The following is a 20,578-nucleotide window of genomic DNA, read 5'->3' as shown; positions in this document are numbered from 1 at the left end:
GCTTGTCGTCATGCGTGCTCGCGTCGCCCCATGATGGGGCGGGAGCGGACAGAGCGCAAAACATGACAGTAAATGAGCAAGTCCAGCTATAGCGCCTTTCGACATCCTTGTCGCATCCCATGTGCGCAGCCTGTGAGAGACCCCTTTCTCTGATTGTTGACCACGTTGCAGGGGTTGGCATAGACTGGCACGGTGTGAAGCGACGCTGTCGCACATCCTATTGACAGGAGTAATCCATGACTGCTCTGAAGCGGCGCCACCTGGGCGCACTTCTTGCCACACTTGCGTTGGCTCTGAGTTTCTTTGGTCTCAGCCAACTGATAACGCCCGGCGAGGCCGCGTACGCGGCACCTAAGGCATGCCCTGACGCGGTGACGAATGTGAGCAATAAGGTCACATTGGACTGGGACAAGGCGCAGCTGGTCGACAACTCGGGTCGCGAGACTCAGGCGGTCGGCGACTACTGGGATCTCGGCCTGAAGCTACCGTGGAAGACCGAGGGCGCCGTGAAGGCCGGCGACTACTTCACCTATGACGCGCGCATCAGCGAGACCTCGCAGGGGCGTCAGTTGCAGCGTCCCAACGTGACCCGCACCTTCGACGTCGTCTCGCACAACAATATCGTGGTTGGCTGCGGAACATGGGGGAGCGACGGCATGGTCACCGTCGTCTTCAATTCCAAAGTTGAGACGGCTGCCCAGTGGTATGGCTCGGTGGTCACCAACGGCCTCGCGCAGTACAGCGGTCCCGGCAACGAGAAGTACACCGTGAACCTGGGTGGCAAGACCACGCGCGTGCTCGACATGATTGGTCGCGTCCCCGGTGAGCCTCGTTTCCAGAAGGATGGCTGGCTGACGTTGAAGGACGACGAAGACGGCGACTCGAATAAGGCTATTATGTGGCGCGTCATCGTTCCCGCCGGCCCCGCGGCCGTGACCGGAGCCTCCGTCGTTGACGAGGTTCCCCAAGGAGCGAACTGGAGCTTTGACTGCGCCACCGTCGATGACTACACGAAGAAGCACACCTACCTCGTGACGGACCCGACCACGTCGGAGGGCATCCGCCAGGAGAAGGACACGTCGAAGGGGGCATTCGGCCAGGCCGCGCAGGTTGAGTGCTCCAGCGGCAAGGTCACCGTGAAGCTCGGCGAGATCCCCGCCAACCAGTCGGCCATCGTCATGCTGCCCGCACGTGTGGCCGACGCGAAGCGCTCCAGTGATGTTGTCGGCGAGTTCTCGAACAAGGTCAACTTCAACATTCCTGGGCGCGAAGACATTCAGTCGGTTACCAAGACCCTGCGTTACGGAGGCAGTGCCGATGCCTACGCGCACCAGACCTTCTCCGTGACGAAGAATGTCGTTGGTGAACTGCCCGAATCCGCCAACGACCTCGACTACACGCTGAAGATCACCCTCACGAACAAGGACGACGCGTCGGCCAATAAGACGTTCCAGGCGAGCGTCAAGGCCGGGCAGACATACACCTACCCCGAGGCTCTTCCCCTGGGAACCGAGGTGACCGTGACCGAGGGGGACCTCCCCTCCAACGCCGCGATCACCTGGAATGAAGCCGAGAGTCGCCTCTTCGAGGCCGCCCCTGGAGTGTCGTTGAAGGCCGGAAACCGCGAAGCTCACTTCACGCTGAGCGATGACCAGACGTACTCGTTGACGCTGACGAACACCCTCGTCCCGGCCCCGACTCCGTCGGCAACGCCGAGCACGCCAGCGCCGAAGACTCCGGCGGCCACCCCTGCTCCGACCAAGAAGCCCTCGCCCGCGCCGCGCCTCGCGGCCACGGGCTCTGACGCGGTCGGCTTGGGTGTCCTGGCGGGAATCGTCGCCATCGCGGGTGTGTCCCTGGTCGCGGCAAGGCGCCGCGGACGCTGACGAGAGGCATCTGCGACCCACGTGGCCACGGCTAACGTGACGCACGTAAGCCGGTGAGGCACAATGGCCGACCGGCCCATGGTCGGCGAAACGAGGGCGGGAGGAGCAATGCTCCTCCCGCCCTCCGATGCTTGTCGCTTCAACAGCGTCAGGAAGGTGGTCGAGGGCCCGGATCCGCGGGTGCCCGCTGCGGGCACGGGCGCACGCGAGGGCGGGCGCGGGTTGCAACCTCCGGCGCAGATCCTCAATGGATCAGGTACACCCGCGCCTCCCAGGGACCCATCGGCGACGCCGGGTCAACGGGTGTGGGCGCGTTCTCCGACGCGACGCCGGTTCCCCGTGTGTTAGCGAGGTAGAGCCTCCAGGGCAGCGCACAGGCGGCCTCGTGGCCTCCGCGGGGAGAGGGGGTGAGAGCGCGCGAGGACAGGTTGGTCGCGACGAGGATGCTGGAACCCTCGTGCTCCCGCAGGTAGAAGAACAGCGCGGGATCGCCCATGTCGAGTCGCGTGAAACCACCGTCGGTCGCGGCACCGATGCGATGCCGGGCATCGATGAGTGCCCTGTAGTAGGCGAGGACCGACGAATCATCGGCGAGCTGCGCCGCGACGTTGATCTGGGATGCTGAATGGGGTACGCCGATCCAGGGGATGGCATCGGTGAAGCCCGCGTTTGCGGAGTCGTCCCACTGCATGGGGGTCCTGCCATTATCCCGCGACATGTGCGCAAGACCGGGGGGAATCTCCTCGCCCGCATCCTCGCGCAGCGCGTTGAGGGACTCCACGTCGCGCAAGTCGGTGGGGGAGGAGAACGCTCCGCCGAGCATTCCGATCTCCTGCCCCTGGTAGATGAACGGAGTGCCTCGCTGGAGGAAGTAGGCGGTTGCCAGGGCCGTCGCGGACTCGTACCAGAAGTTATCAGGGTCGCCGAAACGGCGCACGGCGCGCGGCTGATCGTGATTCTCGAGGTAGAGAGCGTTCCACCCCCGCTCCTCGAGCGCCTTTTGCCAGCGGGTCAACACCTCGGCAAGCTCTCCGGGTCGGAGGGGGCGAGGGGCGAAACGGCCCCGTTCGAGTCCCAGGTTGACGTGCTCGAACTGAATGAGCATGTTGAACTCGTTACGCGAGGGATCGCAGAATAGGAGCGCGGACTCGGGTGACGCGTTGGATGCCTCGCCGACGGTGAATGAGCCGGGATGACGCGAGAATGTTCGTTCGTTCATCTCCTGCAGGAACTCGTGCAGGCGGGGCCCGTCGGCGTAGCACTCGTGGCCCACACCGAACGGGGCGCGCGCCGCGCCCCCGTCGGGCAGTCCTGCTCGCTTGGAGATCACGTCGATTGCGTCGACGCGGAAGCCGTCAACTCCTCGCTCGAGCCACCAGTTCATCATGTCGTAGATGGCCTCGCGCACGTGCGGATTCTCCCAGTTCAGGTCGGGTTGCTCGCTGGCGAAGAGGTGCAGGTAATACTCACCCGACGACGGGTCAAATTGCCACGCGGAGCCCCCGAAGAAGGACTCCCAGTTGTTCGGTTCGGCGCCCGGCGCTGCTGGCTCTGTCCCCGGACGCGCGGGGCGCCAGTAGTACCAGTCGCGGCGAGGGGAGTGGGGGCCGCTTGCGGACTCAACGAACCACGGGTGCTCCACCGACGTGTGGTTGACGACCAGGTCCATGACGATGCGCATCCCCAGCTCGTGGGCGCGGGCAACCAGCGCGTCGAAGGCCGCGAGGTCACCAAAGAGGGGATCGATGTCGCGGTAGTTCGAGATGTCGTAGCCGTTATCCGCCTGGGGCGAGCGGTAGATGGGTGATATCCAGATGATGTCGATGCCGAGATGAGCGAGGTAATCGAGGCGCGCGTAGATGCCCGCTAGGTCGCCCACGCCGTCGCCGTTGCTGTCCTGGAACGAACGCGGATACACCTGATAGAGGACGGCGTTCTTCCACCAGGGACAGGCGGCGTAACGCCTCTCGGGTAGCAGGCCTGGGCGGTGAAACATGAGCCTGTGACTACTGCGAGTCGAGATTCGCCCAGGCCTCGTACGCACCCGTATCGGCGTAGTAGACAACGCTACAGGTCACGGTGAAGGTTCCCGTACGTCCCGTCAGGAGGGTTCCTTCGAGTTGGCCTTTGCCGGTGTACGTCGGGTTGCCGTCCTCATCCGTGCCGTCGCGTTGCATGCTCTCCCAATGGAGCGTCCCGCTGCTGACCGACTGCTCGAGGGCGGCCTTGCACTCGTTCCTGATTCCGTTCTGTTCGGCGGCGCTCAGGTCACTTGAAAAGCCCTGCGGACCGCTGGGCTGCGGAGAAGGTGTCTTGCCGGGTCCCGCGGAGGGGGCGTTTGTGGGGCCTGTGGAGGGGCCGGCGCTCGGATGTGCGCCCGGGTCGCTGCTCGAAGGATCGGAGGACGGACTGCTGGAGGTCGTGGGCGAGGGGGAGGAGGTGTTCGAGTTGCTTCTAGTCAGAGCGACAGCAATGACGATCACGAGGATGACTGCTAGGACGGCGGCGATGATGCCGATGATCAGTCCCGTTTTAGCCCCCTTGTTTGGCGGTTGCCCCGCGCCCATGCCGTAGGGGCCCACGGGATACGCCTGCCCCTGGGGATAGGTGCCGGGCACACCGTAGTAGCTCGCCTGTCCCTGCCCCATGCCTGCCTGTCCGTACCCGTATCCGCCCGCGGTGGGCAACTCCTGGGTGGGCTGCTGAGCGTATGCGGAGCCGTACGGTTGGCTGCCCGCGGTGGGCAACTCCTGGGTGGGCTGCTGACCGTATGCGGAGCCGTACGGTTGGCTGCCCGCGGTGGGCAACTCCTGGGTGGGCTGCTGACCGTATGCGGAGCCATAGGGTAGGTTTCCTGGGACGGGTGCCCCGCCGCCGTTACCGGAACCGTAGGGCGGCTGTTGGTTGGGAAGGTATGGATTGGACACGAGGCCTCCCGGCGTTGGCGGATTCTGGGTGTCGTCCGGTGCCCCCAGGATGCGGGGACGGTGGCGGCGAGTGGACGGTGAGCGTGGCGGCAGGGGCTGGCCGTCACTTCGAGGAGAACTTGACAAACACGTTCAGACTATTGTCCGTACTGACGTAAATTGCGGTGCAGGTGAAGTTCCCGGAGACCGCGCGGTTGTTCGTCTTGCGCGTTCCGCTGAGTTGGCCCGTGTACTCGTAGGATGTGGTGGCCGCGCCCTGATTCTTGAGAGCGACACTGTCGTTTGTGATCGTCGCGGATGCGACCTCCTGGTTGATCTTGTCCTTGCAGGCCGATATCACCTGCTGCTCCGTCTTGCCATCGGCGCCGTTTCCCTTCGAAGGAGTGCCGCCCTTGGAGGGGGAAGAGGGGGAATCAGTGGCCTTGTCTGACGGAGCGGAGCCCATCGACGGTTGGCCGGAGGGGCTGGCGGCCGATGTCGGCGAGGCCGTGGTCTCTTCGTTGGAGGAAGACCTCAGGAAGGGCAGGTAGATGAGGAGGCCGATGACGAGTGCCACCGCGAATGCTCCCGCGATGATTGCGACAATCTTGCCGACGTTCGATCCGGAGGGCTGCGGCCCCATCGCGCCCCCACCATAGGGGGGCTGCCCATACATTCCGTTCCCGCCGCCCTGGGGGTATCCGCCCTGGGGGGCGCCTCCCATCACGTAGCCGCCTTGCGCATATCCGCCCTGGGGAACTCCGCCGGTAGCTGCGTAGCCACCCTGAGCCGGGTAGCCGGGGGCACCCTGCTGAGGCTGGAAGGGAGGCTGGTTGTTTGGTTGATACGGCATGCTCATGGTGCAGTCCTTGGTGGTGAGAGCTCTCTCAGGGAACGTAACGTATCCTACCAGGCGCTAGGCTTGTGGCATGAGCATTGATTACCTGACCCGCCCCAGGCCTCTGACCCCCCGTGATGACATCCTTCCCGTCATCATCGGTGGCGACTTCGGGGTGTATGGAATCGGTCGGTGCTTCAACGAGGCATTCGGCTGCCGCTGTGTCTGCGTCGGTTCGCAGCCGACCGAGTCGATTACCCGGTCAAACTTCTTCGATGTTCGCCATGTCAGTGCTCATGCCAGCGATGCGCAGCTGCTGGACGTGTTGATGAGCGTTGCGGGTGAGCATCCCGACAAGAAGCTCGTTCTCATGGCGAACCACGACATCTTCTCGGCCTTCGTGGCCCGCAACGCTCGGGCACTCTCGCGCCACTACGCGCTCCCTTTCCCCGATTCTCAGGTGATGGAACGGTTGACGGACAAAGCGGAATTCGCGCGCGCCTGCGAGCGCGCGGGCATCGGCACGCCTCGCACGATAACCGTGTCTTTCTCCAATGTCGAGGACGAGGCTTGGGCCGCCCCCGAGCCCCCTTTTCCCTTCCCCGTCGTGGCTAAGGCGGCGAATGGTGAACCCTACGACGTGCTGGAGTTCGAGGGCAAGCGCAAGATCTGGTTCATCGATACCCCCGAGGAACTCGCGGAGTTGTGGGACACCCTCAGGGATGCTGGCTTCCGCGACACGTTCCTCGTTCAAGAGCTCATTCCGGGGGACAACACCGCGATGCGTTCCATCACGGCGTACGTGGATTCGCGCGGGGAGGTGACCCTCATCGGATCGGCTCGCGTCCTCCTGGAAGACCATGCACCGACCATGATCGGCAATCCCGTCGCCATGATCACCGAGGAGTTTCCGTCCCTATGGGAAAGCGCCTGCACGCTGCTCACGGACAACGGCTACCGAGGGTTCGCAAACTTCGACGTGAAGATTGATCCGCGCGACGGGCGCGCTCTCTTCCTCGAAGTCAACCCGCGTATCGGACGTAACAACTGGTACATGGCTGCCGCGGGAGCGAATCCGATGATTCCGATGGTCGCTGACCTGATCGACGGCCTGGCGTGTGAGCAGCAGCAGGCGCGCGATGAGATCCTCTACACCCTCGTCCCGGACTCTCTACTCCTGCACTACGTGACCGACCCCGACCTGCGCGAGCGCGTCACACGCATTATTGGGCAGGGGCGCCGCTTCGACCTCCTCCTGAATCCAGCCGAGAAGAACCTGCGGCGAAATCTCACGGTCTGGCTCCAAAAACAGAACCACCGCCGCAAGTTTGCGCGCTACTACCCCGAGCCGACTCAGACCTCGTACTGACACGTTCGAGGGGCGCCGACGCCTCGCAGCGGCCTTGAGGCGGGCGACGCGGCCCCTGCTAGACTGACCACCTACACGCGACCCTTCCCCTGACGAACGAGGACACCATGACGATCACCGCACTCGTACCCATCTCCCAGGACGACAAGATCGCTGCGGTCTCTGGCTTCCAGGACCGCTCCTTGCCGATCGAGCAGGCCTGCGTGTGGGAGGCCTTCGAGGAATCCCAGGGACACGGGGTGTGGGGCCGATACGCGTGGTGCGAGGACGACACAAAGGTCGCGTTCATCACGCTGTACAAATATTCGCTGCGCGGCGTTCACTACCTGTGGGCCAAGTGGGGTCCCGCGTGGATCAAGGAAGCCACCCCCGAGCGTGAGGCGGCGCTGCGAGCCGACCTCCTGCGCGAGATCCGCGCCAAGGATCGTTCCGTCGCATTCGTGCGCTTGCATGCCATCTACCAGCATCCCGACCTGTGCATGCCGCTGCAGACCATTTCCTACGACCGCACCGTCGTCATCGATACTTCCGGCAAGACCGAGGAAGCGATCCTGGCAACCATGCCGAAGGCCGGCAAGCGTTCGATCCGAAGCGGACTGAAGAAGGGCAAGGCCGAGGGCATCACCTTCCATGAGGACACCGCCAACGCCGCATCCGTCATCGACGAGTACTACGCGGTCATGGAGGAGACCGCACAGCGCGATGGCTTCCGTCCGCATCCGAAGGCTGTCTACATGGACCTCCTTCGCACGCTCGGCCCCAAGCACGCCCGTATCTTCTCGATGCGCGACACGGATGACGCGATCCTGTGCTGGGACTTCTGCCTGGTCGAGGGCATCCGCGCCCAGGCGGAATACGGAGCCTCCACCGAAGCCGGTCGGCGGCTGCGCCAGCCCCCGGTCCTGGACTTCCTGGCCGCCGAGTACCTCGCTCGTGACGGGGTTCGAGAATTCGACCTGATGGGGGCACACTCGCCACGCTGTCCCGATCTCTTTAGCGTCGGCAAGTACAAGATCGCGTTCGCCTCCCACTTCACAGACGTTCCCGGAGGCTGGGACATGCCCATCAAGAAGAACACCTACCGCGCGCTGCGCGCGGCCAAAGCCATAAAGGATTGGCGCGCCCGCTCCTGAAGCGTTGGCCCCCGGGCGATAGAATCCCGGTAGCGAAGCATCCTGTCGCACCGAACGAACCCAGAGGAGACACAGTGCCCGATATCTCGCTCGTCATTGACGGACAACCCGAAACAGTACCGGCGGGAACCACGGGCACCGCGTGGTTCGAGAAGAACCGCTCCGTCGTCGCCATCAAGGTCAACGGAGTTGCCCGCGACCTGGCCAGCGCGCTCGAAGAGGGCACGACCGTCGAAGCGATCACCCTCGAGAGCGAGGACGGCCTGAACATCCTGCGTCACAGCGCCACGCACGTCCTCGCCCAGGCCGTCCAGGATGTCTTCCCCGACGTGAACCTGGGCATCGGCCCCTTCATTACCGACGGCTTCTACTACGACTTCGGAAACATCGACGCCGTCACGCCCGAGCTGCTGCGCGAACTGGAGAAGCGCATGAAGCGCATCATCAAGGAGGGCCAGCGCTTCGTGCGCCGCGAGATCGGCGAGGACGACGCCCGCGTGGAGCTTGCCGACCAGCCCTACAAGCTCGAACTGGTCACCACGAAGGGCAAGGGCGCCGAAGGAGCCTCCGTCGAGGTCGGCGCCGGAAGCCTCACCATGTACGACAACGTGCGCCGCGACGGCACCGTGGCCTGGAAGGACCTGTGCCGCGGCCCCCACCTGCCCTCCACAAAGCTCATCGGAAACGGCTTCGCCCTCACCAAGTCGTCGGCAGCCTACTGGAAGGGCGACCAGAACGGCGACCAGCTGCAGCGCATCTACGGCACCGCGTGGGCATCGAAGGAAGACCTGGTCGCCTACCAGGAGCGCATCAAGGAAGCAGAACGCCGCGACCACCGCCGCCTCGGCGTCGAACTGGACCTGTTCAGCTTCCCCGAGGAGATCGGTCCCGGCCTCGTGGTCTTCCACCCCAAGGGCGGGATCCTTCGCCACGAGATCGAGTCCTACGTCACCGATCGACACAAGCGGGCGGGATTCGACTTCGTCCACACGCCGGAGATCTCCAAGGGAGGGCTCTTCCACACCTCGGGGCACCTGCCCTACTACGCGGACACCATGTTCCCGCCCATGCTCGTCGACGAGGAACGAGACGCGGACGGCAACGTGACGAAGGCCGGGCAGGAGTACTACCTCAAGGCCATGAACTGCCCGATGCACAACCTCATCTTCCGCTCGCGCGGACGCTCCTACCGTGAGCTCCCGCTGCGCTTCTACGAGCTGGGCCACGACTATCGCTACGAGAAGAGCGGCGTGGTTCATGGTCTGACGCGCATGCGTGGCTTCACGCAGGACGATTCGCACACCTACTGCACCCCGGAGCAGGCGTCGCAGGAGATTCGCACCCAGATCGAGTTCTTCCTCTCGATCCTCTCGGCGTTCGGCCTCAAGGACTTCTACCTGGAGCTGTCGACGCGCGACGAGGACGGCAAGAAGAAAGACAAGTTCATTGGATCGGACGAGGACTGGGCGGCCGCGACCAAGGCCCTTCAGGATGCCTGTGCTGCCACCGGTCTCGACCTCGTTCCCGACCCGGGCGGCGCGGCCTTCTACGGGCCCAAGGTGTCGGTTCAGGTCAAGGATGCGATTGGACGCACCTGGCAGATGTCCACCATCCAGTACGACTTCAACCAACCCGAGCGCTTCGACCTGGAGTACACCGCCGCCGACGGGACGCGTCAGCGTCCCGTCATGATCCACTCCGCCAAGCTCGGGTCCGTTGAGCGCTTCATCGGAGTGCTCACCGAGCACTACGCGGGAGCATTCCCGGCCTGGCTTTCCCCCGTCCAGGTACGACTCATCCCGGTCGCCGAGGCGTTCGACGGCTACGTGGCCGACGTCGCGGCAAAGCTGCGTGAGCGCGGAGTGCGAGTCGAAACCGACCTGTCCGACGACCGCTTCGGCAAGAAGATTCGCAACGCCTCGAAGGACAAGATCCCCTTCACCCTCATCGCCGGTGGCGAGGACGTTGAGGCCGGGGCAGTGTCCTTCCGCCTGCGCGACGGCTCCCAACATAACGGAGTCCCCGTGGAACGTGCCGTGGACTTGATCGTTGCTCACGTTGAAGAACGAAACAACGGCGATCACATCGCCGGACTCGACCAGGCGTGAGTCCCATGACTAGCGATGCAGGCCTGGACGAGATTGGTGCGGACGGCATGGCCCTTCCGACCGAGGACGCCCGCGCGCTTGCGGGTGTCCCGGACGGCTTTGGTCGCTTCTGGACACCGTATCGGATGGCATACATCCACGGCGAAGGCAAGCCGACCGACGCCTCGGATCGGGAGTGCCCATTCTGCCTGGCCCCCGGCAAGGAAGACGCCGAGGGACTGGTCGTCTACCGGGGTAGCTCCTGCTTCGTTCTCATGAATCTCTTCCCGTACAACTCCGGCCACATGCTCGTGTGTCCCTACCGCCACGTCTCCGACTACACGGAGCTCACGGAAGCGGAGCGCATGGAGCTGGGCGACCTCACGGCCACCGCCATGCGCGTGTGTCGACAGGTCGCTGCTCCGGCGGGATTCAACCTGGGAATGAACCAGGGCGAGGTCGCCGGCGCCGGCATCGCCGCGCATCTTCACCAGCACGTCGTTCCTCGGTGGGCGGGAGACGCGAACTTCCTGCCGATCATCGCGCGGACGAAGGCGGTGCCGGAGCTCCTTGAGGACGCGCGCGTGCGGCTCGCGTCCGCGTGGCCCAAGGGGGATTGATGCTGGGAAATCACGGCCGCTCGATCACGAAGGCTCTCTTCACCCCCCTCGCCAGGGTCCTCGCCCGCCTCGGCGTCACCCCGAACATGGTGACCGTCGCCGGGACGGTTGCTTCGATCGCGATCGCGCTCGTGTGTATTCCACGCGGGTGGTTCTGGCAGGGAGGAATCGCCCTGGCGATCGTGATGTTCGGGGACTCCGTGGACGGAACGCTTGCGCGCATGACGACCGGAGGCACCCGATTCGGTGCATTCCTCGACTCCACGCTCGACCGGCTGGCCGACGGCGCGGTCTTCGGCTCGCTGACCGCCTACGCGGTGTTCCAGATGGGAGACTCGCCCGTGCGCACGTGGACGGTCATAGCGGGCATCTGTTCCATCGTTGGCGCCGCGACCGTCCCCTATGCGCGCGCCCGTGCGGAGTCGGTGGGCGTCGTGGCCAAGCTTGGCATCGCGGAGCGAACGGATCGGCTGATCATTGGAAATGGCTCCGCCATGGTGATGAGCCTGGGCGCCCCACAGTGGGTGTTCGCCGCCGGTCTCACCTGGGTCGCCGCGGCCTCGTTCGTGACGGTGTGCCAGCGGATCTGGTACACGGCACGCACGATTGACGAGGCCGCTCAGTGACCCTCTCTCCCCTGCAGCTCGCATTCGCGTTGGCCCCGCGCCTTCCCCTGGGCCTCGTCATGTGGCTCGCGCGCGCCGGGGCGGGCATCGCCGCGCGTTGCGGTGGCTCTGCCGTCACCCGCATGCGCTCGAACATCGCGCGGCTGACGGGGACGCAACCCTCGGACGCCCTCGTGCGCGCCGCCGTTGTCTCCCACATCCGCAACTACGGCGAGCAGCTCATGCTCGGCTCGCCGCGCGGCGCTTGCCTCCTGGAGGGCGTGACCTTCGAGGGTTTCGAGGAGCTCACTGCGGCCACGCACGACGGCCCCGTGGTCCTGGCCCTGGGGCACTCCGGCAGCTGGGACCGAGCCGGGGCATGGGTGTGTTCCCAGGGCTACGACGTGGTGACGGTGGCGGAGAAGGTCGAGCCTGCGGCTCTCTTCGAACGCTTCGTGGCTCTCCGTGAGGGGCTGGGCATGGAGATCATCGGCGTCGCGAGGGGAGAGTCCGTGTTCTCCGCCCTCGTGGAGCGGGTGCGCTCACGCCACGTCATCGTTCCGCTTCTCGCCGACCGCGACATCTCGGGGGCGGGCATCGAGGTGACGCTCGGTGGTGGCCGTGCGCTGGTCGCGGCCGGGCCGGCGGCGCTGGCAACGAGGCTCGACCGGCCGCTTTTCGTCGCATGCATCACCTACGAGAATGAGACGGCCACCGGAGCCGACGTGCGCGTTCGATGCGTGGGTCCGGTCAGACCTCCTCAAGACACCCCGGGCGACGGTAACCGTGTGGAGGCTCTCACTCAGGCATGGGTCGATGATTTTGCTGGCATGATGAGGGACAAGCCGCAGGACTGGCACATGATGCAGAGGGTCTTCGTGGAGGACCTGGACCCCGAGCGCCTCGCCCGTGCGCGGGCGGAGCATGAGAGGAAGAATCGATGAAGATCGGCATCGTGAACCCCTACTCGTGGGACGTGCCGGGGGGAGTGGGCTTCCATATCAGGGACCTCGCGCTCAAGTTTCGTTCGCGCGGACACGATGTCCGGGTCCTCACGCCCTCGTCGTCCCGTGACCTGCCCGACTGGATCTCATCGGCCGGGCAGTCAGTGTCGGTGCCCTTTAACGGTTCTGTGGCGAACATATCGGTATCACCCGCGGCACTGCGGCGCACGCGCCGCTGGCTCGCAGACAACGCCTTCGACGTCGTCCACGTCCACGAACCGGTCGTTCCCTCGGTGTCGATGGCAGCCGCCATGCTCTCGAGCGCGCCGCTCGTGGGGACCTTTCACGCCGCGCTCGGACGTTCCGTGTCGCGAGCGATCGCCTCGGCGCCGATGCGCCTGTACATGGAACGTATCGGCGTGCGCATTGCCGTGTCGGAGGAGGCCCGCCGCACCCTCATTGAGCACCACGGAGGAGACGCCGTCATCATCCCCAACGGGGTTGAGACAGCCTCCTTCCGCCGGGCGAGCACGGATTCGCGGTGGATGGCCACCGACTCGCGGCCCGTCATCGTTTTCCTCGGTCGCCTCGATGAACCCCGCAAGGGGCTGAGCGTCTTTGCAGGAGCGATCGAAGGCGTCTTGGACAAGATGCCGGGCGCTCGCTTCCTGATCGCGGGAAGGGGCGACGCCCCCGAGATCCGTCGGCAGGTCGCCCGTTTCGGTGATTCCGTCTCCTTCCTGGGGGGAATCAGCGACGAGGAGAAGGCATCCCTTCTCGCCGGAGCGAGCCTCTACGTCGCCCCGCAGACGGGCGGAGAGTCCTTCGGCATTGTCCTCGTCGAAGCCATGGCCGCGAGGACCGCGGTCGTCGCCTCCGACATTCCCGCTTTTCGGGCCGTCCTCGAGGACGGGCGCGCGGGTGTCCTCTTCGAGACCGGCAGCTCGGCTGCCCTGGTCGACCAGCTGCTCGGTCTTCTGGCGGACAAGGCGCGGCTGGAAGGCCTGTCTGAGGCGGGGCAGCGCGCATCCCTCCAATACGACTGGGAGGTCGTTGCCGACAAGGTGTTCGAGGTGTACAGGCTCGCGATCGACATGGGAAGCCCCGCAGCCTCGGGGACTCGACGAACGCGGGACCTCATCCGAGGCCGCCAGGAGCACCAGGAACGAGAGCAATGATCCATCTCACGCCCTTCGTGATTACCGTCGTTCTCCTTGCCCTCGTCGCCGTCTCCGTCGTGGTCGCCATCGCGGTGAGTCGAGCCAGGCGCCTCGACCGCCTCCACCAGCGAATCCTCGCCTCTCGCGACGCACTCTCTCGGCTGCTCGTACGACGTGCGTCGGAGGCGGAACTCCTGGCGCACACGGCATCCCTCGATCCTGCGGTGGGCGCAACACTTCTCGAAGCGGCGCGCGCATACATTCGCGACGGTGGCGACCAGTTGACGACAGACGGCCTGGATCGGCGCACCCCCGGACAACGCCAGGCCGACCGGGTTGAGGTGAGCGCCCGCCTCGAACGGGCCTCCGCGCTGTCGCGGGCGATCCGCGACGGCCTGTCGAGCGCCGTTCGTTCTGACGTTGGGACCGACCCCGAAGGCGCTGCTAGGCTTGAGGCACTCGACGCCACGTGCTATCGCATCGAACTCACTCGCAACGTCCACAACGTCGACGTTGCGGGCGTTCGAGCTCTGCGTTCCACACGAATGGTAAAATTGCTCCGGCTCGCGGGGCACGCGCCCATACCTGAGCCCATTGACTTTGACGACGACACGCACACGGGCGGACGGGGATACTGACATGGATGCGAGCCACTGGGGCGGGCCGGGAGAAGACTACCGGCTGAGCAAGATCAGCAGCGCCAGTATCAACGCGTCGAATGGTATCACCGCGCCCGCCCCCGACGATGCCGCGCCGGTGTGGCAGCCCCCGAAGGCGCCGCGGTCCTTCCCGGTTCTCGAGGTCGTCGTGACCGTCCTCGGAGTCCTCGGGATGATCGGGCTCATCGTCCTCATGCTCAACCCAGCCTCGTCCGGGCTCCTCTCGCTCGCCAAGACGACGCTGCTGTCCGTCCTCTCGCTCCTGATTGTCGGCGGATTCCTCCTCTTCATCGACCGTTGGGAACCCGAACCCTGGAAGACCAAGGGGGCTTTGCTCCTGTGGGGAGCGGGGGTTGCGACGCTCTCCTCGGGCATTATCAATACGGTGCTGGAATCCAACGTTGCCCTCACGATCGGCGATGCTTCCCGAGCAGGCGCGGTGGGAGCGACCTTCATCGCGCCCCTCGTGGAAGAGACGTTTAAGGGGCTGGGGGTCCTGATCGTCGTCATCGCGAGGAGGAACCGCATTAGTTCGGTTCTCGATGGCATCGTGTATGCGGGTTTTTCGGCCGCCGGCTTCATGTTCGCCGAAGACGTCCTCTACTACTTGCGCGGCGACAATCAGGGCACAGCGCAGCTCGTCATGCTCGTCCTCATACGTGGCTTTGCCAGCCCCTTCGTCCACGCGATGGCCACGTCCATGACGGGAATCGGACTCGCGCTCGCGCTCCTAAAGTTCAAGAACGGATGGGCCAAGGCGGGCATCGTCTTCGTCTTTTGGTGCTGCGCGGTGCTGATCCACTTCGCATGGAACGGCGCGTCTGTATTTCTCGGCAGACTCTTTATCCTGTTCTACTTCGTCGTCGAGGTGCCCGCCTTTATCGTGTGGGCGGCCCTGCTCCTGCGAGCCGCCAGCAAGGAGCGCGACAAGATCCGCCGAGGCCTGATTCCCTACGTGCGCACCGGCTGGGTCCTGCCCGGTGAGGTCACGATGGTGACCGATAGACGCTCGCGTAGGGCCGCGATCACGTGGTCCGCGAAGGGGGGACCGCAGTCCAAGCGTGCCATGCGCTCCTTCCTGAGGTGCCTTCCTTGCCTGGGGCTTGACCAACACCTCATGGCCAAACACGGGCCCGATGCCGCCCGCATCGAACACGACCGCCGCATCCTCACTGAGGCCGTTGCGAGTCGCCGCGAGTTTCTGCGCCTGACATCCATCGCGGAACAACAGCAGGATGTGACGAAGGCTGTGTCTTCCCTGGCGCAGACCGCCTGAACGAGACAGGAGAGGCAATGACGAGTAGTCCGCAGATTCCCGGACCCCCACACCCCCCCGAGCAGCGCTCCCAGAGGGGAGAAAGCACAGCGCCCATTCCGCAGCCGGAGGCTTCCCCCCGCGCGTCCTCCTCGCCGATTCCCCAGCCCGCCGCTCCCTCGACCCGCGCGCCGATCCCATCGCCGCCGGCATCCGGCGACTCGATGCCGGAGCAGGGGCAGACGCACAGCTCGGTGCGTCTGCCGCAGACCTACGACGCGCGGACGGGACGGTCATTTCCTCAGACCGGTATCCCAACCCCGGTGGCAAGCGCTCCCGCCGCCGTCCCACAGGCTTCCAGCACGTCCGGCTTCGCCCCGCAGGCTTCCGGCACGTCCGGCTTCGCCCCGCAGGCGGTGGGCGCACCCCAGGGTGCGCCCACCCAGTTCACCCCCGCCTTTCAGCGCTTTGTCGATGCGGGTCCCTCCATGCCCGCGCCCGGAGCCGTCCAGTACCCGCAGGTCGCCCCGCAGGCTGTGCGCACGTGGGCGCTACCAACAACCACGAAGAAGCTCCCGGTGTTCGAGGCCAGCGTCGTCGGTGCGGGCCTGGCTCTCATGCTTGTTGGCATGTACTCCTATCTCGCCGCCAGCGGTCCTTTCATTGGACTCTTTCTCACGATCGTCTGCCTGGTTCCCCTGTGCATCATCATCCTCTTCCTGCAATTCGTTGACCGCTTCGAACCCGAACCCTGGTGGACCAAGATCGCGGCCTTCCTGTGGGGCGGGGGAGTCGCCATCTTCTTTGCAGGTTTGAGCAACGCACTCGGTGGGGCGTTCGTCGCCGGCGCGACCGGGGATGCCTCCATCGCAAGCGCATCCACTGCTGTTGTCTTTGCCCCCATCGGTGAGGAACTCCTCAAGGCTCTTGCCGTCGTCGTCATTGTCGTGGCTCGACGCAACCAGATTTCCTCGCCCCTCGACGGCCTTGTCTATGCGGGTTTCTCTGCCGCCGGTTTTTTGGTCGTCGAAGACTTCGAGTACTTCTTGAAGGCGTTGGCCAACGGAGCATTCGCGCGCACATTCTTCATCCGCGTATTTATGGGCGTCTTTGGACACGTCATGTACACGACGTGCACGGGGTGGGCGATCGGATGGGCGGTCACGCGAGCCCGCTCGGCCGCGACAGGAATCGGCGCGGTCCTCTTCGGGTACTTCATCGCGGTTTCCCTCCACGGCCTGTGGAATTCGATGGGCTACATCGCCGGTAGCACGCAGGGGTACTACGTCCTCTACGCCGTCCTCCAGGTGCCGATCTTCGTGTGCTGGCTCATCTTCGTCGGCCTGGCGATCCGGCGGGAACGGCGGGATACGGCGGCCGGTCTCATCCCCTATGTGCACCAGGGCTGGGTGCTGGCCAGCGAAGTCCAGATGGTCTGCGACCCCGCGATGCGGCGCAACGCGCTGACCTGGATATCGGGAGGAGGCCCGGCGGCCAAGAGGTCCTTGAAGAACTTCATGTACGCTCTGGCGTCGCTCGGGCTGGACCAGGTGGTGATGAATGTTCGAGGACCCGAACCGGGGCGTATCCAATCGACGCGCGAGACGCTCCAGCAGGCAACCGAGGAACGCCGCAGGTTCCTGGGGCTCATGGGGATGGGATGAGCCACCGGGCCACCGCTCATCATGGGATGCTCACCGCCCGCTCATAGGCGGCGCATAGGAACATGCCCCACGATTGAGGCGACAGAAAGGAAAACTACGTGACTCATGCTCCCTCGAGCCGGCCCAGATCGATGGCGGCGACCATCAGTCCCCTTGTCCTCATTGCCGTGAGTGTCCCGTGCTCCGTGTACGAATTCAAGCGCGCCTTTGAAGGCGTCACCTCCGCAACCGATGCGTGGCTCGCGGTTGGTGCCTCAAGCCTGAGCGCGATCATGGGCTTCATCTTCCTCGCATGGCTCGCGCGCCTACGCCCCAGCGCCCTGGCCTGGATCGCGGCATTCGCATGGGGAACGGGCGGCGCGCTGATCATCTCCGGCTTCGGCAACGGAATCGTTGACCCGGCCATTGAGGCAAGCGGGCTGGACGAATCGACGGCCGAGTTCGTGACCTCGGTCGTGACGGGGCCGGTCATTGAGGAAATCGCCAAGGCAATCGGGGTGATCGTCCTGGTTCTCGCGGCGCGGCGCCTGCTCACTCGCCCCGCCCAGGGCGCAGTACTCGGCGCTCTCGTCGGGCTCGGCTTCGCCTGGGGTGAGGACGTCGGCTACTACCTGAGCGCACTCGACGACGGCATCAGCGGCCTGTGGGAGTCCTTCCTGGCCCGAGCTCTCCTCGGCGCCTTCGGACACGCCATCTTCACTGCCGTGTGTGGCTACGCCCTGGCGTGGGCTCTCACCCGGGCAGTGCGGCCGCCGCAGGCGATCCTTTCGGGGATCGGCGGCCTGATCGCCGCAATGCTCGTGCATGCTCAGGCAAACGGCGTGGGCCTTGTCGCCCCCGAAGACTCGTGGAATCTGACCTACGGCGCGATCGAGTTGCCCGTGCTCGCCGTCGGGCTCGTCCTGCTCGTCTGGGGGATGCGTCGGCGCCACGATACCCTGGAGGCATGAGCGCACTCGACTGGCCGCTGGACGCGGACGGCTATCCCCACCGGGAGGCCGCCCGCGTCCTCCTCTTCGACGACGCTGGTCGTCTTCTCCTGGCGAAGGGACACGACGAGGACCAACCCGAGCGACACTGGTGGTTTACGATCGGTGGTGGGATCGAGGAGGGAGAGGAGCCGCGCGTCGCGGCGGTGCGCGAGGTACTTGAGGAAACGGGACTTCGACTGAGGCCGGAAGACCTCATCGGCCCCGTCCTGTACCGGTGCGCAGAGTTCGACTTCCTGGCCGTCACCGCGCGCCAGGACGAGTGGTTCTTTGTCGCTCACGCGCCGTCAACCACCCTGAGCAGGCAGGGCTGGACGCTGCTGGAACGCAGCGTCATCGACGCCCAACGATGGTGGGATATTGACGAGGCCGAAGCGCAGATAGAGGACGATCTCTACCCCGCGCGGATCCTTCAGTACGCGCGGCAATGGCGCGGCGGGTGGGATGGGCAGATGATCCGGTTAACCGACGCTCGAGAACCCTAGCGAGGTGCTTGTCCGTCGCCGCTGAGGCCGAGCGGAGCGATCGCGCGTGACAGGTCGGGGACGTTCAACTGAATGCCGACCCGCTCGCGTACCCGCGGCTTGGCGCAAAAGGCAATGCCGACCCCCGCCTGACGGAGCATGGGAACATCGTTGGCTCCGTCTCCGATGGCTGCCGTGCGCTCCAGGGGCAGACCCAGCGAGGACGCCCACGAGCGCAGGCACTCGACCTTGACATCGGCTGTCACGATGCGACCGAGCACACGACCGGTCAACACGTGGTCACGCACCTCCAGGCGATTAGCGGCGTAGAAGTCGATGCTGAGCGAAGCGGCCAGCGGAGCGACCACCTCCTCGAATCCACCCGACACCACCGCGAATCGCGCGCCCGAGCGGTGAGCGGCCTCGATGAGCTCCCGAGCCCCGCGCGTTGGCGTAATCGCCGCGAGAACGCGGGCGAAGACGGAATCTCGCACTCCTTTGAGTGTCGCAACCCTCTGCCGAAGCGACTGCTCGAAGTCGAGCTCGCCGTTCATTGCTCGCGCCGTTATCTGCGCGACCTGTCGCCGGGTGCCCGCGGCCTCGGCAAGCTCCTCGATGACCTCCTGGCAGATGAGGGTGGAATCGACGTCGGTGACGACGAGGCCGGGCGCACCGTCGCGGAAGAGACGCGGCGCACCCGGCTCGTCGATCAGGAGAGCGGAACTCACTTGCGAACGACCATCCCCTTGGGAACCACCGTGATCCCAGACTCGGTGACGGTGAAGCCCCGCTCGCGATCGCGTTCGAGGTCGATGCCGACAATCGCCCCTTCTTCGACGACAACGTTCTTGTCGAGAATCGTCTTGACGACCTTCGACGAACGGCCGATGCGGGTTCCATTCATGATGACCGAGTCACTCACCTGCGCCCAGGAGTGGACGTAGGTGTTGGGGGAGATCACCGACCGGTAGACCTCGCCGCCGGAGATGATGACGCCCGGTGACACGAAGGAGTCGATTGCGTGACCGATACGCGAACCCTGATCGCCGTAGACGAACTTCGCCGGCGGCAGCGCCCCGTTCATCAGAGTCATGGTCGGCCAGTCCCGGTTGTATAGGTTGAACACCGGGTGGACGCTGATCAGATCCATGTTCGCCTCGTAGTAGGCGTCCAGGGTGCCGACGTCGCGCCAGTAGTCGCGATCGCGGTCGGTGGATCCGGGCACGTCGTTGTCTTGGAAGTCGTAGACGCCGCATTCCCCGCGCTCAACGAACCAGGGAATGATGTTGCCGCCCATGTCGTGCTTGGAATCCGGATCTTTTGCGTCCTCTCGCAGGGCATTGACGAGGTCCGCCGTGGTGAAGACGTAGTTACCCATCGAGGCCAGGACCTTCGTCGGATCGTCGGCGAGACCCTGAGCGTGCTTGGGCTTTTCCAGGAAGTTCTTGACGGTTCCACCGTCGGCGTCAATGACGCCCAGGGCCGGGGCCAACTCGATCGGCTGGCGGATCCCGGCCACGGTGGCGGGCAGGCCCGAATCGATGTGGTGCTGGACCATCTGCGAGAAGTCCATGCGGTAGATATTGTCCGCGCCGATAATGACGATGTACTCGGGCTGTTCATCGTCGACGATGTTCAAGGACTGGTAGATCGCGTCCGCGCTGCCCAGGTACCAGTGCGGACCGCGACGCTGCTGGGCGGGAACAGGGGCGATGAAGTTGCCGAGAAGGGGCGACGTGTACCAGGTCTTGGTGACGTGGCGGTCGAGCGAGTGCGACTTGTACTGCGTCAGCACGACGATCTTGAGGTAACCGGAGTTGACGATATTCGACAGCGCGAAATCGATGAGGCGGAAGTGCCCCCCGAATGGAACGGCTGGCTTCGCGCGGTCCGCCGTCAGTGGCATCAGTCGCTTACCTTCACCGCCCGCGAGAACGATTGCCAGAACGTGGTTCTTTGCCATGCGGCACCCCTTCGTTGGTCCTGAGGACCTGCGTCG

At 65.0% G+C, this 20,578-nt stretch carries 18 protein-coding genes; 13 read left to right on the top strand and 5 right to left on the bottom strand.

The features are described 5' to 3' along the window. Positions 1-236 precede the first annotated feature (236 nt). The gene (locus NQK35_RS03860; RefSeq protein WP_257114593.1) at positions 237-1,886 is read left to right on the top strand and encodes a DUF5979 domain-containing protein; all 1,650 of its coding nucleotides are present in this window, start codon (positions 237-239) and stop codon (positions 1,884-1,886) included. 244 nt (positions 1,887-2,130) lie between these two features. Here NQK35_RS03860 and NQK35_RS03855 read toward each other — a convergent pair whose 3' ends face one another. The 3 genes from NQK35_RS03855 to NQK35_RS03845 form a co-directional block, all read right to left on the bottom strand. Next, entirely contained in the window at positions 2,131-3,882 is a 1,752-nt protein-coding gene (locus NQK35_RS03855) for an alpha-glucosidase (RefSeq protein WP_257114592.1), read from the bottom strand. A gap of 10 nt (positions 3,883-3,892) precedes the next feature. Beyond that, positions 3,893-4,813 (bottom strand): adventurous gliding motility protein AgmX, encoded by a 921-nt coding sequence (locus NQK35_RS03850; protein WP_257114591.1) that lies wholly within the window; start codon positions 4,811-4,813, stop codon positions 3,893-3,895. A 103-nt stretch (positions 4,814-4,916) separates the two neighbouring features. Further along, positions 4,917-5,651, bottom strand: a complete 735-nt coding sequence (locus NQK35_RS03845) for a hypothetical protein (protein ID WP_257114590.1) — start codon at positions 5,649-5,651, stop codon at positions 4,917-4,919. A gap of 70 nt (positions 5,652-5,721) precedes the next feature. Here NQK35_RS03845 and NQK35_RS03840 point away from each other — a divergent pair, with 70 nt between their 5' ends. The 12 genes from NQK35_RS03840 (at position 5,722) to NQK35_RS03785 (ending at position 18,600) form a co-directional block, all read left to right on the top strand. Continuing rightward, positions 5,722-6,999: a carboxylate--amine ligase gene (locus NQK35_RS03840; protein WP_009211665.1), complete on the top strand. Its 1,278-nt coding sequence runs from the start codon at positions 5,722-5,724 to the stop codon at positions 6,997-6,999. A 107-nt stretch (positions 7,000-7,106) separates the two neighbouring features. Then, positions 7,107-8,132: a lipid II:glycine glycyltransferase FemX gene (locus NQK35_RS03835; protein WP_257114589.1), complete on the top strand. Its 1,026-nt coding sequence runs from the start codon at positions 7,107-7,109 to the stop codon at positions 8,130-8,132. A 74-nt stretch (positions 8,133-8,206) separates the two neighbouring features. Continuing rightward, positions 8,207-10,240: a threonine--tRNA ligase gene (thrS, locus tag NQK35_RS03830; protein WP_048741631.1), complete on the top strand. Its 2,034-nt coding sequence runs from the start codon at positions 8,207-8,209 to the stop codon at positions 10,238-10,240. A 5-nt stretch (positions 10,241-10,245) separates the two neighbouring features. Beyond that, a complete protein-coding gene (locus tag NQK35_RS03825) occupies positions 10,246-10,839 on the top strand; it encodes an HIT family protein (protein ID WP_257114588.1) in 594 nt (197 codons plus the stop codon). Further along, positions 10,839-11,465, top strand: a complete 627-nt coding sequence (pgsA, locus tag NQK35_RS03820; protein ID WP_257114587.1) for a phosphatidylinositol phosphate synthase — start codon at positions 10,839-10,841, stop codon at positions 11,463-11,465. Before NQK35_RS03825 ends, pgsA begins: the two co-directional genes overlap by 1 nt. Beyond that, a complete protein-coding gene (locus NQK35_RS03815) occupies positions 11,462-12,388 on the top strand; it encodes a phosphatidylinositol mannoside acyltransferase (protein WP_257114586.1) in 927 nt (308 codons plus the stop codon). Before pgsA ends, NQK35_RS03815 begins: the two co-directional genes overlap by 4 nt. After that, positions 12,385-13,566, top strand: coding sequence for a glycosyltransferase family 4 protein (locus tag NQK35_RS03810; protein WP_009211659.1), 1,182 nt, complete (start codon positions 12,385-12,387; stop codon positions 13,564-13,566). The genes NQK35_RS03815 and NQK35_RS03810 overlap by 4 nt, the downstream gene beginning before the upstream one ends. Next, positions 13,563-14,186: a hypothetical protein gene (locus NQK35_RS03805; protein ID WP_257114585.1), complete on the top strand. Its 624-nt coding sequence runs from the start codon at positions 13,563-13,565 to the stop codon at positions 14,184-14,186. The genes NQK35_RS03810 and NQK35_RS03805 overlap by 4 nt, the downstream gene beginning before the upstream one ends. Position 14,187: 1 nt before the next feature. Next, positions 14,188-15,483: a PrsW family intramembrane metalloprotease gene (locus NQK35_RS03800; RefSeq protein WP_009211657.1), complete on the top strand. Its 1,296-nt coding sequence runs from the start codon at positions 14,188-14,190 to the stop codon at positions 15,481-15,483. A gap of 17 nt (positions 15,484-15,500) precedes the next feature. Next, positions 15,501-17,126, top strand: a complete 1,626-nt coding sequence (locus tag NQK35_RS03795) for a PrsW family intramembrane metalloprotease (RefSeq protein WP_257114584.1) — start codon at positions 15,501-15,503, stop codon at positions 17,124-17,126. A gap of 98 nt (positions 17,127-17,224) precedes the next feature. Further along, a complete protein-coding gene (locus NQK35_RS03790) occupies positions 17,225-18,076 on the top strand; it encodes a PrsW family intramembrane metalloprotease (protein WP_306456019.1) in 852 nt (283 codons plus the stop codon). After that, positions 18,073-18,600 carry an NUDIX hydrolase gene (locus tag NQK35_RS03785; protein WP_257114583.1) on the top strand — a complete coding sequence of 176 codons (528 nt, stop codon included), beginning with the start codon at positions 18,073-18,075 and terminating at the stop codon, positions 18,598-18,600. The genes NQK35_RS03790 and NQK35_RS03785 overlap by 4 nt, the downstream gene beginning before the upstream one ends. Here NQK35_RS03785 and serB read toward each other — a convergent pair. Together serB and NQK35_RS03775 are read right to left on the bottom strand one after the other, a co-directional pair. Then, the gene (gene serB / locus NQK35_RS03780) at positions 18,597-19,307 is read right to left on the bottom strand and encodes a phosphoserine phosphatase SerB (RefSeq protein WP_257114582.1); all 711 of its coding nucleotides are present in this window, start codon (positions 19,305-19,307) and stop codon (positions 18,597-18,599) included. The two genes, NQK35_RS03785 and serB, sit on opposite strands and share 4 nt — an antisense overlap. Further along, positions 19,304-20,542 (bottom strand): glucose-1-phosphate adenylyltransferase, encoded by a 1,239-nt coding sequence (locus NQK35_RS03775; protein ID WP_257114581.1) that lies wholly within the window; start codon positions 20,540-20,542, stop codon positions 19,304-19,306. The genes serB and NQK35_RS03775 overlap by 4 nt, the downstream gene beginning before the upstream one ends. Positions 20,543-20,578: the final 36 nt, after the last annotated feature.

Source organism: Schaalia odontolytica (assembly GCF_024584435.1).
In the GTDB taxonomy this organism is placed as follows: domain Bacteria; phylum Actinomycetota; class Actinomycetes; order Actinomycetales; family Actinomycetaceae; genus Pauljensenia.
This window is presented reverse-complemented; position numbering and strand designations above follow the sequence as displayed.

Excerpts from the sequence above, each read along its gene's own strand:
- NQK35_RS03860 (WP_257114593.1), top strand. The coding sequence starts at position 237 with ATGACTGCTCTGAAGCGGCGCCACCTGGGCGCACTTCTTGCCACACTT.
- NQK35_RS03855 (WP_257114592.1), bottom strand. The coding sequence starts at position 3,882 with ATGTTTCACCGCCCAGGCCTGCTACCCGAGAGGCGTTACGCCGCCTGT.
- NQK35_RS03845 (WP_257114590.1), bottom strand. The coding sequence starts at position 5,651 with ATGAGCATGCCGTATCAACCAAACAACCAGCCTCCCTTCCAGCCTCAG.
- NQK35_RS03840 (WP_009211665.1), top strand. The coding sequence starts at position 5,722 with ATGAGCATTGATTACCTGACCCGCCCCAGGCCTCTGACCCCCCGTGAT.
- NQK35_RS03835 (WP_257114589.1), top strand. The coding sequence starts at position 7,107 with ATGACGATCACCGCACTCGTACCCATCTCCCAGGACGACAAGATCGCT.
- NQK35_RS03825 (WP_257114588.1), top strand. The coding sequence starts at position 10,246 with ATGACTAGCGATGCAGGCCTGGACGAGATTGGTGCGGACGGCATGGCC.
- pgsA (WP_257114587.1), top strand. The coding sequence starts at position 10,839 with ATGCTGGGAAATCACGGCCGCTCGATCACGAAGGCTCTCTTCACCCCC.
- NQK35_RS03810 (WP_009211659.1), top strand. The coding sequence starts at position 12,385 with ATGAAGATCGGCATCGTGAACCCCTACTCGTGGGACGTGCCGGGGGGA.
- NQK35_RS03805 (WP_257114585.1), top strand. The coding sequence starts at position 13,563 with ATGATCCATCTCACGCCCTTCGTGATTACCGTCGTTCTCCTTGCCCTC.
- NQK35_RS03800 (WP_009211657.1), top strand. The coding sequence starts at position 14,188 with ATGGATGCGAGCCACTGGGGCGGGCCGGGAGAAGACTACCGGCTGAGC.
- NQK35_RS03795 (WP_257114584.1), top strand. The coding sequence starts at position 15,501 with ATGACGAGTAGTCCGCAGATTCCCGGACCCCCACACCCCCCCGAGCAG.
- NQK35_RS03785 (WP_257114583.1), top strand. The coding sequence starts at position 18,073 with ATGAGCGCACTCGACTGGCCGCTGGACGCGGACGGCTATCCCCACCGG.
- NQK35_RS03775 (WP_257114581.1), bottom strand. The coding sequence starts at position 20,542 with ATGGCAAAGAACCACGTTCTGGCAATCGTTCTCGCGGGCGGTGAAGGT.